This window comes from Ruminococcus difficilis (assembly GCF_016680995.1).
Genome location: NZ_JAEQMG010000083.1, coordinates 25,783 through 43,550 on the forward strand (window position 1 = coordinate 25,783; position 17,768 = coordinate 43,550).

The following is a 17,768-nucleotide window of genomic DNA, read 5'->3' on the forward strand; positions in this document are numbered from 1 at the left end:
CTTTCGAATTTCATTAAGAAAAAAATAAAAGCACCTATTATGTGCCCATCTCAAATCGGACACACCATAGATGCAACCAGACGACCATAATGCATAAGCACCTTAGGCTCTTCGCTTTGCGTCACTGCCTTTCGACAGCTTTGCTTTTAAATCTAATTATAATTATAATATACCTATAGCGCTTATTTGTCAAGTGTTTTTTCATAAAAACAGGCAATTTTATAATAAGTATTCTGCGACTTTATCCGAGCCATAACAGACGCATAGAAAGAATACCGTAAAAACATCCCCGAAGACCGCATAAAACGATTTTCGGGGATTCATATCCATTGTTTTCATCAGTGATAGCTTCTGTCGACACCGAGGCTCTTGTAGTAATTGCTCTTATGCTCATACATATTATTATCCGCCTGAGCAAAGACAGACTCCACATCATCGTGATCCTTGATCGAAGCGACGCCGGTAGAAACGGACAGGCTGTCGATATAGCTGCCGTGCCAGATCGCCGTCAGCTTATCCAGACGCGAAAGACACAGCTGTGCCTTTTCGATGGGCGCGTTCATGATGATACAGAACTCGTCGCCGCCGATGCGGTAAATCGTTTCGATCCCTTCAAACGGCCCGGACAGACATTCCGAAGCGCCGGTGATCAGCTCGTCGCCCGCCTTGTGTCCGATCGTATCGTTCGTCGTTTTCAGTCCGTTGATATCCGCCATGATGATGCACAGCTCAGCAGGCGGATTCTCCGAGAGCTGCGTCAGCTTATCCTCAAAGGAATGTCTGTTCCTGAGCCCTGTCATACGGTCGAAATAAGCGTATCGCATCTGGACCTCCGCCAGCTGCTTCTCATATTCCGCGTAAACATAACGCTCAAAACGCTCTTTGTTGATCGCGTTTCCGATCAACAGTCCGAAAACGGAGAACAGCATATAGTTGTTCAGTCCCCAGTAATAGATATCCGGAGCAATGACGTTTCGTCCCATCAGGACATAGAGGACAAGGGCTGAGCAATGCACCGCCAGCGAAGACAACGTGGTATCAATAAAAATGGATGGCGAAATAATCGCGACGGCAAACAAAGTCAGCGAACGCAGGTTCGGCTGACAGACGGCGATCCCGATTCCGCCGCCGAGCAGCGATAAACGGAAAAAGAATTGGAACAACGGAAGCGTTTTCGGAAATCGCGGTATCAGAAAATGGGAGCAAAAGAAGGAGAAGATGCAGGTGCAGAGAGAAACGATATATGCCGGTCGGCACATATGGTAATCTTTCGCGTAAAAAGACATACATATGCAGTATATCCAGAATACGCTGACAAGGATAGACCAATACTTCAGCGCCTTGAGATTTGCCTTGGCTACCTGATCCTGAACCTGCTTGAACTCATCTTTATCGGTTCCGGCGTATAATATATAGTTTTTAAATCTTTCAAAAAGGGATTTTTCTTCATATCAGGTTTTTCTTATATCATCACATTCAATCATGCTTTTTGCATAAAATCTTAAATTTCATGCGTATTTATACAAATTTATAATATCGGTGAAAATTTAACAACTAAGAATATAACATATTATCCGTGATGATTCAAGTATAAAACCCTCAAACAACAGAGAGATTTCATGGCTCTGTCGCCTTAGGATTGCGCACTTTTCATAAAAATAACCGAAATTAAGCGATAATCGTCCTTTTTCGATTTGTTTCATGCAAAAAACAGACAGCCTCCAAAGGCTGCCTGTGATAGAAATGGTTAATGCTGTAAATCAGATTATAGCTTTATGTGAAATTCTGAGTGAGATTTGATTTGCTTTTTCTTTTCTTTTTCCGGAAAAAGACGAATCCGTCCTCAACCTTTATGATACGATAGCCCAATTTTTTGTAAAACGCATTTGTCCGCTCATTCCAACATGGGGTATCCAGATCAAACTCAGCAGCCCGTGGGAATTCCTTTTCTATGCATTCCATCAGACGAATTCCGTACCCTTTTCTATGATAGATGCTGTCAATGAATATTCTGCCGATGTATACCCTGTTTTTTGTTTCATCCGGGAATATAATGGCTGCCCCTACCAAATTATTATCGATCATTGCCAGATACAAATGCCCCTCCCGAGCCATCTGTTGATGCCATTCTGCCGAATCGAATCCGGGCGGACAATCACCTTCTGCCCCACCGACATTTACATCTGTTTCAAATGCTCTGATAGACATATCCACGATTTTATCTGCCTGATTTGCATCTGCTTTGACAATAACCATTTCACTTCTCCCGACTGTCATACAATTCTCGATTTATGCTAATTAAGATGATATCACGACATCACCGAACTGTTTGCCGAGTTGAATCAATTCATCTTTTTTTATCAGACAACTAAGCCATTTTTTGGGTATTTGGTTCATCCCGTATACAGCTCCCGCAATAGAACCCGTAATAGCGGCGTTTGTATCGGTGTCATATCCAAATGAAACCGCCGTTTTGATCGCGTCCTCATAGTTGTCGGTGTGCAGCATGCTGAACACTGCTATCGTCAGGCTGTTGACAACATATCCGTTTTCCGCGACACTGTTTACATCAAAAGGCTTGTACGCATCCATTTTAAATAGTGCGTCATGCGCTTTAAGTGATTCCTCTGAGAAGTTCTCGCGGTAATGAGTGATATTGTGATAAATCGATTTAATGAACGCGAATTTCGGGTTTTGGGTTCGGATGCAATCATAGAGGAACTGTGTGTAGATGTAACAGCTCAGCATATTGATCTCGTGTCCGTGGGTGATCCCCGCGGCATTTTTTATGATACTCAGCGTCTCGGAGTCGTTTAGATTATTTACAATGCAATACACAGAGAAGGGGAACATCCTCATCAATGCTCCGTTGCCGTTATCCCGGAATCCTTTTCCGCCGCAATCCAGAGCGGGCATTCCCGCCTCGAATCTTTTCATCGCGTGGCTGATGTTGTTTCCGAGACCAAAGGGAAAACTCAGCGACGAATACCTTCCGTCATTCCACCACGCAAAAAATTCTCTCATGATATCGTCATAATCGATCCTACCGTCATTGTTTATCATTGACGCCATTTCCGCAACAGTCATTGACGTATCGTCGCTCCAGGCGCCTTTGGGGATCATATTGCCCCATCTCGAAGAAAAAGAGTGTCGGGTGTCGTTTCCTTCCATTTTATCGGGATTCAATTTTTGAATCTCCGCTCTGCTCATAAATTCAAATGGTACGCCGAATGCGTCTCCCACAGCCTGACCGATCAACCCATCGGTAACATAGTCACGGTCAAAGTATTTTGGGTTCAGTTCGCTGAATAAACAATCTACCTTTTCTAAGTCGGGAATGATGTAAGGATCATGTGCGTAAATGGATCCCAGAAGATAGCCCTCCATTTCAATCACTCCGTGCTTATCCGCCGAGAAAACTCTCAGGAGCTCTTCTTCCTGCCCTTCCTCATTCGTCATCAGATAGTTGTTTCTTCCTTTGATACGATACAGAACTCTAGTGTCAGGTTTTATCTCCGCGATTCTCGGATCGTTCTCTTTCACGTTACCTCACCCTTTCAATCAGAATATGACTCTCTGCCGTTATATTCTTTCACATAACAGCTTGCCCGTCTCCTCCGGCAGCTTCCGTAAATCCCGCTTTTTGAAAAAGGTTCAAAGAACCTTGATCATTATATCATTTCAGCCTGATTTTGTCTATCCGTCAAACAAAAAGCAGGCAACCTCATCATAAGGCTGCCAGCGTGAATTCAAAAAAATATGCGATTGTTTTTGCCCTACACATCTTTCTACAAAGTTTGGCGTAAATGGCGTAAAGCTTTATCATCAGCAAGAAACAAGAATCCCCGAAAGCCACCTTTTCAAGCGGTTTTCGGGGGGTGATGTCAATTATTTATCGAGTTTCTCGGCTTCCTGCGCAGCCTTGCATTCCTCCTGAGAGGGGCAGGTAAAGCAGGCGCATTCAAAATCCGCCGGCAGTTCTTTCACCTTCTCTTGTTTCTTCGGCTGATCAAGGGACTTCATTGTCGGGAACTATATTGTATACGAATCTTATGTCTTTGTCAACCTACATAACCGTATTTCGGGTATGTACTTCATTGTCGGTGAATCCGTAACTCTACTTAAGCCATTATCCATTATGTTTCGATTGGCTTAAGTTTTGGCTTAAGCGGCTTAAGGTGTTTGAGGAACCTCATTGTCCTGCTTTTTACCCTTGAAAAACCAGTCGAGTTCTGCAAACTCATCCTTTTTCAATTCCTTCGTCACATCCGCATAGATGTTCAAGGTAGTGGATATATCAGCGTGTCCGAGCGCGTCTTGGATCACCTTGACGTTTACGCCCGCCTCGCACATTCTGGTAGTAAACGTGTGGCGAAGCGAGTGGCAGGAAAAATGCGGCAGCAGTACGGGGTTTTGGTCCTTTTTCAAAAGCACCTCGTCGTTGCAGTCGCGGGTAATACGGCGGATAGCCTTATTGAGCGTGGCTTGGTTCTGAGTGTGTCCGAAACGATTAACAAAGATGAAATCCGAATAGCCGTCAATCGTTATCTCGCACTGAATACCCATAGCCTCTTGATATTCCCGTTCCTTGATAAACGCTTCTTTTACAAAATCAAGCATGGGAACCTGTCTAACGCCGGCTTGCGTTTTTGGTGTGTTGATATTAAAATAACATCCCTTTTGTCCCTCGGTAACGCGGTGATCATAATAGACAAGCGTATGGTTCACGTCGATGATTCCCTCCTCCAAGTCGATATCGCACCAACGTAATCCGGTAACTTCACCGACGCGCAGCCCTGTCCCCACCATCACGGCGATAATAGGGTACCAGTGACTATATGTGTGGTTCCTTTGCAAAAAGCTCAACAGTAGCTCCTGCTCAGGCTTTGTTAATCCGCGCCGTTTCTCGGTTTTAAAAACATGGGATTGCTTTAGTTCTTTGAGCACGTTGTCCGATGGGTTCATACGGATATATTCGTCGTCGACCGCCAAATCCAATACCTGATGAAATACGGTGTGCACGCTGTCGATTGTTGAAGTCTGTAAACCGCGTTCGTCTGCAAGCAAATTGTAAAAGCGCTTTACGTCAGACTTCTTCAAAGACGATACCCTAAGCTTACCAAAGTTTGGTCGCACGAACATATCATACATATACTGATAGTTTTGAAATGTGTTATCTTTTAAACCGCGCTTTAGTTGCCGCCAAGTATCGTAAACGTCATTGACCGTTTTGTAGCGGGCTTCGGCTTTGATGCCGTCGCACTTGTCTTTTTGGATATCTTTCTCTTTTTCCCGAAGCTCTTCAAGCGTTTTCGCATATACTCTGCGCCGCTTGCCGCCTCGTTCCGTCCAACGGTATTCATAGGTACCGTTAGGACGTTGTCCCTCGCCAGTGCGAAGAACAATTCTGTCTTTATCTTTTCTCTTAGATTGAGCCATATTATCTCCTTTCCGCACAAGCAGGAAAGGGCGATACTCCGATCATATCACAAATACCGCCCTGTTATGTTCCTGCATTTATGCTGTGTTGTTTATCTTAAAGAGAATACATCTTCTCTGTGAATTCGTCCAACAGGCGACGTTTGATCAGTCGCTTGGTTCCGATCCAAAGGACAAATTTGCATTGTTCGCTGTCGGACAGCTTTCTGAGCTTATTGATACCGATACCTGAATAAGCCGCAGCTTCTTCCAGCGTTAAGTTGCTTTTTTCCCAAATGGGAACTTCCTTCAAGGGCTTTCACCTCCTTAGTCACTATTTGCCCTATAAAGCATTGTGTAGAGTTATACAGGAATAGGCGATACTTTGATTGATAACAGTATATCATTTTTCGTCTGATTCGCGAAGTGCCTTTTCTGACGAAAAGAGAACTTCCAAAATCTTGTTTCCCGTTAATATTGATGAATAATGATTGTAACCGTAACCTGTAACCGAAGATAAAAGACTTATATTTTTTAAGCTTTTCCCTTTTTCTATTATTCTTTTTCTTATTTGGTTACATAGTTACAAAGTTACAATCGTAAAGAATCATACTGTATATGCGACTTTGCGCCGTCGACCGACATGTAACCAAGTGTAACTCAGTACCCCTTTATCAGTCAAACGGCAGATCATCGTTGGAGGTAACTATCGCCTGATTCTTGACTCGCTCCCAGCCTTTCTGAACTCCGTACTTAGCATAGCGTTTTGCTCCCTTATGCACTCTCCATCCTTTGATCGTGCCGCTGGCGATGCCGGTGTTCATGATCTCGCAGATATCTCTGGTCTCCCATGGCTGCGGCTGATTAAGATTACCGAGTGCCTCAGCGTAGAGCATTTTGGAGCACACACGGTCGCCTATAAAGTCCTCCAAGAAAGCATATATCTGACCGGCAAGCGTGTCCTCTTGCATGAAGTCCTGCTGCGTTTCTCTGAGCTCCTTGTCCAGCTCCGTGCTGAAGGTCAGCTTGTAATCACCGTTTTTATAAATCACCATCGCCTCCGCCCATAGCTGATTGATATAGGCTCTGGACGATTTCTCGTCTGCAAGAATATGTACCTCTGCAAGCTCCGGATATACATTGACGGGAATGAACCTTCGGTTCCCTGTCCGATCCCGCGGCAGGAAGTCCTGACGATTGGTTGTACCCGCAAACACGCATTGGCGAAGCCTGTCCGCCGGATGGGTCTCATACGGTACCTTATAGGTCTCCTTCTGTCGGCTGAGAAAGGATTTGATTTCCTCAATGCTTTTGGCGTTCGCTGTGGCGATCATCTCGGACATCTCTATGATCCAGTGACCTTGCAGCTTGCGGTAGACGTTCTCGTCATCGAGCTTTCGCAGGTCGTCCGAGAACCATTCGTCCCTGATTGCCATGAAGCGGAAGAATGTCGACTTGCCCGCGCCCTGACCGCCGACCAAACAGAGCATTGTTTCAAACTTACATCCCGGCTCAAACACCCTTTTGATCGCGCCAATCATGAAGAGCTTAAGCGCCTCATAGGTATAGTCGCTCTCGCCGCTTCCGAGAAAATGATGCAGCGCATACCTGATTCTCTCCGTGCCGTCCCATTTCAGGCTGTTCAGATGATCCTGTATCGGGTGATAACGGTTCTCGCTCGATACGATATCGAGAGCTTTGAGGATCTTTTTCTCATTAGACAGGCTGTATACCTGTTCGAGATACCAGAGCAGATAGTTCATCTCCGTGTCGTTGATGACCTTGCTGCGGCAAGTCCACGGCAGCGGCGTGAAGAGATCGATCCGCTCCGTAAGGAGATTGCGCCGGAATTTGCCGCGCAGATCGGGATCGAAGCTCAACGCCATGATACAGTTCTGAAAGCTGTTTTTGATCTCTCCGTTTTTGTATCTCTCCAAGGACTTTCTGATTTCCTCGGAGGTTTGAGGGAACTGTGTTGTTTTGTTATCGTTTGAATCGGTCGTGTTTTTTACCTCCTCCTTATCTTTCGATAACCCCTTTATATTGCGTTTGTTGTTTAGGCTCGCGGTCGTTGATAACGCGGCTGACTTGGTACTGTACCTGACGCAGCTTTGCCAAATCTTCTTTCAGTGGCTTGTACTGTTCTCTCAGCCCGGCGTATTCCGTTTTGAGATCGTTACACTCTCGTTGCCAAGCTTTGACATTGATCGGCTTGTCGCCGAGTTCTTCCCTCAGCACACGGCGGACAGCGTAGAATTGACGCAGTTCGGAATCGTGATTGCTTTTAAACTTCTCGCGTTGTTTCTTCCATTTGATACCGTCCAGCTCGTTATGAATCGGCTTTAGTCGGTAATAGATCTCAGCGCTGCGGATCAGCTCACGGAGTTGCTCCATGCGTTTTGATTTAGCTTTCATGCTGTCTTTTAAAGATTCAAACGAAGCGTCCAAAGCAGATAACCGCGATTCCAGTTCCTCTACTGTCAAAAGGTCATTGTCGCGCAGATAGTTGATGACTTCTGTCATCTTTTTCAGATTTCCGACCTTACCTTTTTGACTATATGCGCCTGAACTCCGCTTGACGTAATAGTCCGTCAGAAGATCAACGAGATTCGGCGTTTGCGGTTTTGATAACTCCTCCCTGACCTCCGAGAGCCATGAGAACAGACTTTTGATTTTCTTTGTGACGTCGTGTATCAGGAGGTTGGTCGCTTTGATCCAGCGGTTCAGCTCACCCTTATCGGTTTTGACCCCTTTCGCCTCCATCTGTCGGGCGGTCGGACCCTCATGGATGGTCGGGATCAGATTGATCCCCTGCCGCTCATACGAGCGGTGGTCGATTCGGACGTTCAAGCCCTTCCGTTCAAGGGCGCCGTTTACCATCTCACACCAAGCCTTACGCCAAGCTTCTAAGGTCTCGGGGCAGTGCCAGTCGGTGGTCGCTACAGCGTTGAACCTCGGCTTGCCACTGCTATCCAAAACAGGATCGCCGTTCTCGTCCACCAAGTATTCCCGCTTTTGCTTTTGTCCCCAAGTGCCGTCGGGATTGATTGGACGCATAGTTGTCAGAACATGGAAATGCGGATTGGGAATGCCTCCGTCCCCCTTGTCCGGCTGATGGATCGCGAGATCGGCAATCATACCCTTGTCAACGAAATTCCTCTGTACAAACTTTCTTGCCAAATCGATGTTCTCCTCCATCGTCAGTTCGTTTTGCAGGGCGATATCGAAGCTGTATGCAAGCTGAGCTTTCTTGTGCCGTTCCGCGTGTTCGACGGCGTTCCATAAGGTCTCCCGATCCCGATACTCGGGCGGAGCGTGCGGTGGCAAAATGATCTCGGAATAGATCACGCCCCCTTTCCTTGTATAGTCGCTGTACTCGCCGTAGTAATCGCTGTAAAGCTTTTCACCGGCGCGGTAGGCAGCCGCAGCGATAGCGCTTTGACCGGCGCTGCGCTTGATTTGCTTGACGCAGAAATGATACAGTGCGATCTCAGTCACCGTCCTCGATGATACGATACTTCTCAGTGACTTTCTCCACCAGTTCTTGAACAGAGTCTAATTGATAGATCTGCTCTACCAGCGAATAAAAATCTTCCTGAGATAAGTATTCGGTGTCCGGCATGACGGTCTCGACCGCAACACCTTTGAGTATCAAGCGTTTGTTACGCTGCTTGCGCTGCGCCTTCTTTAGGTAGGACGCACGGTTTTGCAGTCGGGTCAGCTTATGCTGTTCCTGTTCGAGCTTTTGCTCGGTTGTTTCGCATTGTTTTTTCAATGCTTTTGTTTTGGTTTTCAGATTATCACTCTCCTTTGGGTTTTGGGTTAGCCGCATACGCGGCGCAAGGGTTCCCTTGTACGGAGCTGTGCGAACGAAATAATCGCCTCGCAGAGCGCACATACACATGATGTATAGAAGTGCGCCCTTGTCACATACAAGGGATAAAGATTGTTTTGCCGCTCTACCCGGGAGCCGTTATCCTGCCCCCCTGCTTTGAGGGGCGTATCCCGGCATTGGTGCGCTGAATGCGGTACTTCGCCTGCCGGTCATATCCTCCCGGACGGTCATTCAGTTGTGAATGCAGTCCGGTGAAGAACCACTGTCTCTATTCTACTCACAAAGTACAAAAATCCGGAAATCTTGCCAAATTTGCAACTTTTTTTGCGTTCGACTTTTTTCGATTAACAAATCTGCAATTCCGAAGTATCATAAAATCGAAAAAATACGAGGAGGCGTATATTATGCCATTATTACCTGGGACGCCCGGAGAACGGATCTCCGATCTGTGCAACGGCAGACATATCTCGCAAAAGGAATTGGCTAAGAGGATCGGCGTATCCGCTCCGCAATTGAGCCGTATCGTCAGCGGAGAAACAAAGACGCTCAGCAGCGATATCCTGATCGCCGTCGCCAAAGAGTTCAAGGTATCCACCGATTACATACTGGGATTATCCGAAGTCAGCACCAGAAAAAGCTATGATATATTTGAGTTAGGATTTTCCGAAGGAGCCGCAAAGGGTCTTGTGACCAAAGCGGTTGATATGGAGATCCTCAACCGCCTGTTGGAGCACAAGAGTTTTCCTAAGTTGACGAACCTGATCCGTATCTACTTCAAGGATACGGCGAAGGCTGGGATCATGGCGCGCAATCAGATCATCAATATGGCGACAGCTTTCTTATCTGATTTTGTCAAAGAGCATCCTGACAAGCGAGCGGAGGTGCGAGAGGATCTGCAGTTCATGAGCGCACAAAAGCTCGGCGAGCATGAGGCGGAGATGGAAAAGATCAAGAGTGTGTTTCTTGCGATCCTGCGGAACATAAAAAAGGACATAGACAACGGAAAGCAGCCCGAAAAGACTGCCTCCGCCGCTATGATCCAAGCAATTCAAGATGAAATAAGGGAGCGCGATCCAAAGACGCTCACAAAAGACGATGTCACTGAAATCGTCGTCAACCAGCTCGGTTTGGTTGCTCCGATGAGTGAGAAAACCACCGGTCTATTTAGAAAGCTATTAAAGGGAATGATGAAATAGCTAAGCAAAAAGGAAAAGTTAAGATAAAAAGATAATACAAAGAAACAACCAGCCAGAGCATTTATCTGACTGGTTGTTTCTTTCATTATTATCTTAATTGCAAGCTTATTATTAATCATGGAATAATCTTTATCAATGCAAAAATGAGACTTGATCAATTATCTTTCTTCGTTATTAAATCGTATAAATGATTATAATTCGGCAAATTTCGGTATTGATATGCTTGATATTTATCATTCTATATGTTAGTATTACTTATATGATTGTATTCTAATTGAAAAGTGGGGGGCAAATATGGAAATGACAAATGAAACGATCGAACGATGGTACTCAATGAATGAGATGTGCAGCTATTTGGGAATCACCCGTGACACTTGCCTAACATGGATTGAGAAGCGCGGTATGCCAGGAGTGAAGATTGGTCGTACATGGAAATTCAAAATTAGTGATGTTGATAAATGGATGCTTTCTAAGGCTGTTACAAATACTGCTAAAGAGGAGAACTAAGTATGAATATCATCAATGCCATCATTAATCTTATAAATGCTGTTTCGACTAATATTGAAACTTTTACTGAAGGTAATAACAGAGCTAATAACATGGGTGAAGGGCTTGAAAACTATGTTAGAGATCTGTTTGCAGATTCTTTATCTGAAGCCAATCCAAACAATAAAAGGGTTAAGCTCAATCAAGCTTTTTCCTACCTTGGATCAAAGAATTTTTCACCAGATGGTATGTTGCGTTGTGGCGATGCAATTGAAATAAAGAAAATTGAAAGTAAAACCTCTGATATCGCTTTAAACAGCAGCTATCCTAAACAAAAAATAAAGAAGAGCGATCCCAGGGTTGCAACTGCTTGCAAAAACGCTCGTGGAGATAGTGATTGGATAGAAAGAGACATTATCTATGCAGTTGGATATGTCCCTAATAACACAAGAAACCTAAAAATGCTCGGGATGGTTTACGGAACCGAGTATTGTGCCGCTTCGGATTTATATGAATCAATATTTACGACTGTTAAAGATAAAATTGCTGAGATACCAGAGTTCGATTTTACAGAGACAAGGGAACTAGCCCATATGAATGGAATAGATCCATTGGAAAGAACATATTGGAGAGCTAGAAGCATGTGGGGAATTAAAAATCCTTGGAAAGCTTTCAATGATGTATACCATTACGATGATTCAAAAGAATTTTCATTTATGTGTATCATTAATAACGAAAAGTGGTCATCTTTTACTAACATAGAAGAATTGATTGAATTATCTCAAAGTGATGATCGTTTGACGATCTCCGATATACAAGTACCAAATCCTGACAATGCAGCTGATTTGGTTGATGCAAAACTAATCTCATTCAGTTATTAAGGAGAGAATTGAGAAATGAATATTATCAGTTTATTCACCGGCTGTGGCGGTCTTGATCTCGGCTTTGAAAAAGCGGGATTTGACATTCCGGTCGCGAATGAATTTGACCCGACGATATATGAAACTTTTAAGGTTAATCATCCTAAAACGCATCTTGTTGAGGGAGATGTTCGCAAAATAACAAAAGAAGATATTGCTCCTTACATAAACGGCGAAGTTGACGGAATTATAGGCGGTCCTCCCTGTCAGTCGTGGTCTGAAGCAGGATCTCTTAAGGGTATTGAAGATTTGAGAGGTCAGCTGTTCTTTGATTATATAAGAATACTTAAAGAGTTCAAACCTAAATTCTTCCTCGCTGAAAATGTTAGTGGTATGCTTGCAAACAGGCACAATGAGGCGGTACAAAACATTTTTAATCTTTTTGAAAACGCAGGTTATAATGTATCCTTGACTATGGTTAACGCAAAGGATTATGGTGTAGCCGAAGAACGGAGAAGAGTATTTTATATAGGTTTCAGAAAAGACCTGAATATTGAGTTTAGATTTCCTAAAGGCTCGACAGAAAATGACGCCGATAAAAGAACTCTTAGAGATATTATTTGGGATCTTCAATTTACTGCAGTTCCTTCAAGTAAAGGCAATCATCATAATCCAAATGCGATCAATAACAACGAATACTATACAGGGGCGTTTTCTCCGATTTTCATGAGTCGAAATCGCGTCAAGTCATGGGATGAACAAGCATTTACAGTTCAAGCCTCCGGTCGTCAATGTCAGTTGCATCCTCAAGCTCCCAAGATGGAAAAAATCGGAGAAAACGAGTGCCGATTTGTCGAAGGATACGAGCACCTATACCGGAGAATGACTGTTCGTGAAGTAGCCAGAATACAAGGCTTTCCGGATGATTTTAAATTCATTTACGAGAATACGAATGATGCGTATAAAATGATTGGTAACGCAGTTCCTGTGAATCTCGCTTATGAAATAGCTATTGCTATTAAAATGTTTCTCAATGGTGAAGGTGAAAAGGTAATAGGAATTGATGAGAAGTATAAAGACAAAATGAAATCGAGGACTAGAATAATGAGTACAAGTAGTAACGATCAAGGTCGCGCATATGAATATGCATGGATAAACGCATTAGACCGTGCGTTAAGTAAAACAAGAAATACGATTATAGTGTCTAATTCAAGCCTTGAGGCAAATAAACGTGCATGGGATAAAATGCCTGAAAGCATGAAAGATACCTTCATTACTTCTGCTGATGCAGCTATTGAAACTGTATTAGAATTAGAACCACGTATGGTAGAAAATGATAATGGTGTTCTGATACTTGAGTCACAAAAAGATAATGCTGGAACTACAGGAGATGTAAGGGATATTGTCATAAAAAGAGATAATATCAGTTGGGAAATAGGTCTCAGTATCAAACACAATCATGAGGCAGTTAAGCACAGCAGGCTGAGTCATAGACTAGACTTTGGCAAAGAGTGGTTTAATATACCCTGTACTCAACAGTATTGGGATGCTGTTAAACCCATTTTTGACATGTTGAAATCAGAAAAGAATAAAGGAACTAAATGGTCTGAAATTGCAGATAAAGACGATGCTGTTTATGTTCCATTACTGAATGCATTTATGGATGAAGTTAATAGAGCATATGCTGCTGATGCAACAATGCCTCGTAAAATGGTTGAATACTTGATTGGAATAAACGACTATTATAAAGTGGTGAGTCATGATAACCAGCGATTAACTATGATTCACTCATTCAATGTTCACGGTACATTAAACCGACCAAGTAGCGTTAAAGTATCGGCAATATCTGTACCCCTAGTACAACTGCCTACTGAATTAGTCACCATGCGCTTTAAGACTAATAGTACAAATACTGTTGAGATGTATTTGAACAATGGATGGCAACTTAGCTTTAGAATCCATAATGCAAGCTCTAAAGTTGAGCCGAGCCTGAAATTTGACGTTCAGTTTATAGGAATGCCATCAACTATAATCACTATCAACTGTTCATGGAAAAAACAGTAGGAAGTTTATTCTCCGGGATAGGAGGAATCGACCTCGCTTTCAACCAAGCTGGCTATAGTATCAGTTGGGCTATTGAAAATGATGCAGCATGCTGTAAGACCTACAGACATAATTTTCATAACTGCAATTTAGTTGAATCAGATATCCGAGATATTGATCCGGAAAAACTGGTAAAAGTGGAGGTACTGGCAGCCGGATTTCCTTGTCAATCCTTTTCCATAGCTGGCAAACAGCGCGGTTTTAACGATCATAGAGGCAATCTGTTTTTCGAGATTGGTAGATTTGCTAAGGCACTCAATCCTGCAGTCATTTTCCTCGAGAATGTGTCAAATTTAATAGACCATGATAGCGGAAAAACTTTTAACACTATTCATAACAAACTCGTTGAACTGGGTTATTTTATTCGTTATCGCGTTCTTAGAGCTTCAGAATATGGTAATACTCCGCAAATCCGTGACAGGATTTACATCATCGCGTTCAAGGATATTAACAAATGCGAAAAATTCATTTTTCCTGATCCTGTTTTACTCACCAAAAATGCAAATCATTATATTGCCAGGCATGAAAGAAAACCCAGAGTATATTACCTCAATGAAACGGATACCTTATATAAAACAGCTAAAGGTATTGTAACTCGTCATGATTGCGTTTATCGAGTCTATCATGAAAGCGTTAAACCCATTAGGAATCAAATGTGCCCAACGCTAACTGCGTCAATGGGAAATAGAAATAATCAATGTCCCCTTGTTCGTGATGATTATGGTATTCGGAAATTAACACTACGAGAATGCCTTGATTTTCAGGGGTTCCCAAAAGATTATTACTTTCCGAACACGATATCTATCAATGATGCATATAAGCAAATTGGAAATTCAGTATGTGTTTCGATTGTTAGACAAATAGCCTCACAAATAAATCAAGTGTAAAAGAAATGATAAGGGAATGGTGAAATAATGAATAGTTTACGAGGTTCAGAATGGAATAGATGGGACTTGCATTTGCATACTGCGTCATCTTATGATTACAAATACAAAGCTAACGACTCGGATGATCTATTATGTCAAACGCTCAGAGAAAATAATATTAAAGCTGTTGCGATTACAGATCATTTTACTATTGATATGGATCGTATTAAATCATTACGGGCAAAAGCTCCGGAAATTGTATTTTTTCCCGGCGTTGAACTGCGAACAGACAAAGGATCTAATAATTTACATTTGATTCTTATTTTCTCGGAACAATCCGATTTAGACGCCTTATCAAGCGATTTCGAAGTCATCATGAAAAGAGGATCTGCAAAGGCGGCTGATTCAGATGAAACGATTTATTGGGATTTTAATGACATTGTTGATTTTGCAAAGAAGCACGATGCACTAATAAGTATTCATGCTGGGAGAAAAACAAATGGGCTTGATAAGGAAATAACAAATTCCCTTCCTGTCAATGAAGCAATTAAAGCTGAAATTGCTGATAATATTCACTTCTTTGAATTAGGTCAAAAAAGAGATATTAGTGATTATGAAACTTATGTATTTAAGGATGTTGATAGAAAACCACTAATAATGTGTTCAGATTGTCATCATCCGAATCAATATCAGCCCAAGGAATCATTGTGGATTAAGGCTGACTTAACTTTTGATGGATTAAAGCAATGCATTTACCAACCGTTAGAAAGAGTTTATATTGGCGTTGTACCACCTGTTTTAGACCGATTACAGAAGAATAAGCAAGTTAATATTGATAAAATCGAGGTTCACAGAATTGAGTCTCCTGTACATGATCAAGTTTGTTGGTTTGATTTTTCTCTCCAATTAAATCCTGGGCTGGTTGCGATTATTGGTAATAAAGGAAGTGGCAAAAGTGCATTATCCGACATATTAGGACATATGTGTAAGTGTTCAACAATGGATAACGCTTCTTTTCTAAATAATTTTAGATTTAGAAAGTTGCCAAAAAACTATGCCAACGACTACAATGCCACATTAACTTGGGCTGATGAAGAAAAATACCATAATCTCTTAATTGAAAGCGATTACGGGTTATCTATTGAAGACGCGCAATATCTTCCTCAAAAGTATATAGAAGATGTATGTAATAATATTGATGATACCTTTCAGCGCGAAATTGATAAGGTCATTTTTTCTTATGTTGATAGAACTGAACGTGGAGAGGCGTTTAATTTAAACGAATTGGTTCAGCAAAAGTCTCGATTTATTGATGCTCAAATTCAATCGTCTCTACTTAGATTAAAAGAATTAAATGCAAATATTATTAGATTGGAAACAAAGAAAACAAATACTTATCAAAAACAAATAGCTGAAAACTTAAAAAAGGTCGAAGAAACTCTTGTTCGTCACGATAAATCTAAACCTTCTGAAGTCAAGAAGCCTGACGTCAAAAGCGAAAACGAAGAATACCAGAAGGTGTTATTGTTACTTAATGATAAAATTGAAAAGTATAAGTTTAGTATCGAGAACGTAGCTTCTGAAGCTGTTGTAAGAATTAATAATTATATTATAGATTTAAAAAGCCTTATCGCTCAGATTACAGTATTAGAGGAACGCTTTACAAATCTCCAAGAATTAGTGACCACCTTTTTCAATAAATACGAAATAAAAAAAGCGTATGAGTTTTCCCTTATATCTTCTCTGGATTTCTTTATCGATTTACTTGAACAAGCTGAAATTGATAAAGTCGAAGCTCAAACCAAACTGAATGAATTAAAAGAAGAATTAAAAGCACTTGAAATTCAAAAAGCAGAATTAATTTCATCTGCCGATAATGAAGAAAAGCACTATCAAAAATATTTATCTGATTTAGAAGAGTGGAAGCTGAAGAGAGTAGGGATAATTGGTGACGAGGAAACCGAAGGGTCACTTGATTATTATAAGTATGAGAGCGAATATTTGAACAATAATCTGGATAATGATTATTTGGAAGCATGTATAAAACGTGACGGAATAGTTCGAGATATTTTCAAGCAAAAGGAACAATTATCGGCAATATATCAAGAAATATATGCACCTGTACAAGGGGAAATCGCTTCTTTGCTCGGAAATCTTGAAGATAATATTTCGTTTGAAGCTGAATTGTTTATGAACAATCCTAATCTTCATAAACACACTCTTGGGTTCATCAATCACAAGTTTAAAGGCAGATTTGGTAGATCCACAGAAGCAAGCAGCGAATTTGATAAACTATTCAGAAAAACAAACTTTGGTAATGTAGAAAGCGTTCTTGAATTTGTCCACGATTTATCAACCGCTGTTACCGAAAATTTTGAAAATGCAGAAAAGAAGGTTCAAGATCGCCAAGGTTTTTACGATTTTCTATACGGATTAAGTTATATAGGCGTGAACTTTAAACTAAAAATGGGAAAGCGAAACCTTAATGAATTATCGCCCGGTGAACGTGGTATTGTTTTACTTATCTTCTACTTAGCATTAAGTAAAGAAAGTAAACCCATTATTATTGATCAACCCGAAGATAATCTGGACAATCAATCGGTATATAGCAAACTTGTTCCTTGCATTTGTAAAGCAAAGCAACAGAGACAGGTAATCATTGTTACACATAACCCAAACCTTGCCGTTGCATGTGATGCTGAACAAATCGTATTCTGTGAAATGAATAAAGATACCTATCAAATCAGCTACACATCAGGGGCAATTGAAAACCCTGAAATTCGCAAACACGTTATTGATGTGCTTGAAGGGACAATGCCAGCTTTTGACTTAAGAAAGCGAAAATACAATTAACCATAACTAAAAAAAGAGAGCAGAACGGTTACTGAACAGGTCCAGTAAAAACGGACAATAGAAAAAAGCACCCCCTTATGGTAGAATGAAAAAGAACTACCATAAGGGGGATTTTGTATGTCAAGAGAGTATAGACACATACAACAGTATG

Annotated in this window: 16 protein-coding genes and 1 riboswitch; of the genes, 7 read left to right on the forward strand and 9 right to left on the reverse strand. The window is 41.8% G+C overall.

The annotated features are described in order from the left end of the window. Nucleotides 1-68 precede the first annotated feature (68 nt). A riboswitch (cyclic di-GMP riboswitch) is annotated at nt 69-155 on the reverse strand. 183 nt (nt 156-338) lie between these two features. After that, entirely contained in the window at nt 339-1,163 is an 825-nt protein-coding gene (locus JKK62_RS08930) for a GGDEF domain-containing protein (RefSeq protein ID WP_201427607.1), read from the reverse strand. Nucleotides 1,164-1,196: 33 nt separating this feature from the next. On the opposite strand from JKK62_RS08930, the gene JKK62_RS08935 reads away from it, so the two are divergent. Then, on the forward strand, nt 1,197-1,409 hold the full coding sequence (locus tag JKK62_RS08935; protein ID WP_201427608.1) for a hypothetical protein: 213 nt from the start codon (nt 1,197-1,199) through the stop codon (nt 1,407-1,409). A gap of 364 nt (nt 1,410-1,773) precedes the next feature. Here the strand turns inward: JKK62_RS08935 and JKK62_RS08940 are convergent, their stop codons facing one another. The 8 genes from JKK62_RS08940 to JKK62_RS08970 all read right to left on the reverse strand — a co-directional run bounded on the left by JKK62_RS08940 (nt 1,774) and on the right by JKK62_RS08970 (nt 9,193). Then, a complete protein-coding gene (locus tag JKK62_RS08940; protein ID WP_201427609.1) occupies nt 1,774-2,256 on the reverse strand; it encodes a GNAT family N-acetyltransferase in 483 nt (160 codons plus the stop codon). A 42-nt stretch (nt 2,257-2,298) separates the two neighbouring features. Continuing rightward, nucleotides 2,299-3,543 (reverse strand): ADP-ribosylglycohydrolase family protein, encoded by a 1,245-nt coding sequence (locus JKK62_RS08945; protein ID WP_201427610.1) that lies wholly within the window; start codon nt 3,541-3,543, stop codon nt 2,299-2,301. 345 nt (nt 3,544-3,888) lie between these two features. After that, nucleotides 3,889-4,023, reverse strand: a complete 135-nt coding sequence (locus JKK62_RS17775) for a hypothetical protein (protein ID WP_279380618.1) — start codon at nt 4,021-4,023, stop codon at nt 3,889-3,891. A gap of 150 nt (nt 4,024-4,173) precedes the next feature. After that, the gene (locus JKK62_RS08950) at nt 4,174-5,439 is read right to left on the reverse strand and encodes a site-specific integrase (RefSeq protein WP_201427611.1); all 1,266 of its coding nucleotides are present in this window, start codon (nt 5,437-5,439) and stop codon (nt 4,174-4,176) included. A gap of 97 nt (nt 5,440-5,536) precedes the next feature. After that, a complete protein-coding gene (locus JKK62_RS08955) occupies nt 5,537-5,731 on the reverse strand; it encodes an excisionase (RefSeq protein WP_201427612.1) in 195 nt (64 codons plus the stop codon). Nucleotides 5,732-6,092: 361 nt separating this feature from the next. Further along, complete coding sequence (locus tag JKK62_RS08960) at nt 6,093-7,304, reverse strand: virulence-associated E family protein (RefSeq protein ID WP_201427621.1); 1,212 nt, start codon at nt 7,302-7,304, stop codon at nt 6,093-6,095. 133 nt (nt 7,305-7,437) lie between these two features. Further along, entirely contained in the window at nt 7,438-8,907 is a 1,470-nt protein-coding gene (mobQ, locus tag JKK62_RS08965; RefSeq protein WP_436286308.1) for a MobQ family relaxase, read from the reverse strand. A gap of 1 nt (nt 8,908) precedes the next feature. Then, on the reverse strand, nt 8,909-9,193 hold the full coding sequence (locus JKK62_RS08970) for a DUF3847 domain-containing protein (RefSeq protein WP_201427614.1): 285 nt from the start codon (nt 9,191-9,193) through the stop codon (nt 8,909-8,911). Nucleotides 9,194-9,657: 464 nt separating this feature from the next. On the opposite strand from JKK62_RS08970, the gene JKK62_RS08975 reads away from it, so the two are divergent. The 6 genes from JKK62_RS08975 (at nt 9,658) to JKK62_RS09000 (ending at nt 17,617) form a co-directional block, all read left to right on the forward strand. After that, nucleotides 9,658-10,449: a helix-turn-helix domain-containing protein gene (locus JKK62_RS08975; protein WP_201427615.1), complete on the forward strand. Its 792-nt coding sequence runs from the start codon at nt 9,658-9,660 to the stop codon at nt 10,447-10,449. A gap of 294 nt (nt 10,450-10,743) precedes the next feature. Then, on the forward strand, nt 10,744-10,956 hold the full coding sequence (locus tag JKK62_RS08980; protein WP_436286307.1) for a helix-turn-helix domain-containing protein: 213 nt from the start codon (nt 10,744-10,746) through the stop codon (nt 10,954-10,956). 2 nt (nt 10,957-10,958) lie between these two features. Then, complete coding sequence (locus JKK62_RS08985; RefSeq protein WP_201427616.1) at nt 10,959-11,816, forward strand: NgoPII family restriction endonuclease; 858 nt, start codon at nt 10,959-10,961, stop codon at nt 11,814-11,816. Between the two features lie 15 nt (nt 11,817-11,831). After that, on the forward strand, nt 11,832-13,859 hold the full coding sequence (locus JKK62_RS08990) for a HaeIII family restriction endonuclease (protein WP_201427617.1): 2,028 nt from the start codon (nt 11,832-11,834) through the stop codon (nt 13,857-13,859). Continuing rightward, nucleotides 13,844-14,785: a DNA cytosine methyltransferase gene (locus JKK62_RS08995; RefSeq protein WP_201427618.1), complete on the forward strand. Its 942-nt coding sequence runs from the start codon at nt 13,844-13,846 to the stop codon at nt 14,783-14,785. The genes JKK62_RS08990 and JKK62_RS08995 overlap by 16 nt, the downstream gene beginning before the upstream one ends. A 27-nt stretch (nt 14,786-14,812) precedes the next feature. Beyond that, complete coding sequence (locus JKK62_RS09000) at nt 14,813-17,617, forward strand: TrlF family AAA-like ATPase (RefSeq protein ID WP_201427619.1); 2,805 nt, start codon at nt 14,813-14,815, stop codon at nt 17,615-17,617. Nucleotides 17,618-17,768 lie beyond the last annotated feature (151 nt).

Coding starts and splice junctions, on each gene's coding strand:
- JKK62_RS08935 (WP_201427608.1), top strand. CDS start 1,197: ATGGGAGCAAAAGAAGGAGAAGATGCAGGTGCAGAGAGAAACGATATA.
- JKK62_RS08940 (WP_201427609.1), bottom strand. CDS start 2,256: ATGGTTATTGTCAAAGCAGATGCAAATCAGGCAGATAAAATCGTGGAT.
- JKK62_RS17775 (WP_279380618.1), bottom strand. CDS start 4,023: ATGAAGTCCCTTGATCAGCCGAAGAAACAAGAGAAGGTGAAAGAACTG.
- JKK62_RS08950 (WP_201427611.1), bottom strand. CDS start 5,439: ATGGCTCAATCTAAGAGAAAAGATAAAGACAGAATTGTTCTTCGCACT.
- JKK62_RS08960 (WP_201427621.1), bottom strand. CDS start 7,304: ATGGCGTTGAGCTTCGATCCCGATCTGCGCGGCAAATTCCGGCGCAAT.
- JKK62_RS08975 (WP_201427615.1), top strand. CDS start 9,658: ATGCCATTATTACCTGGGACGCCCGGAGAACGGATCTCCGATCTGTGC.
- JKK62_RS08980 (WP_436286307.1), top strand. CDS start 10,744: ATGGAAATGACAAATGAAACGATCGAACGATGGTACTCAATGAATGAG.
- JKK62_RS08985 (WP_201427616.1), top strand. CDS start 10,959: ATGAATATCATCAATGCCATCATTAATCTTATAAATGCTGTTTCGACT.
- JKK62_RS08990 (WP_201427617.1), top strand. CDS start 11,832: ATGAATATTATCAGTTTATTCACCGGCTGTGGCGGTCTTGATCTCGGC.
- JKK62_RS08995 (WP_201427618.1), top strand. CDS start 13,844: ATGGAAAAAACAGTAGGAAGTTTATTCTCCGGGATAGGAGGAATCGAC.
- JKK62_RS09000 (WP_201427619.1), top strand. CDS start 14,813: ATGAATAGTTTACGAGGTTCAGAATGGAATAGATGGGACTTGCATTTG.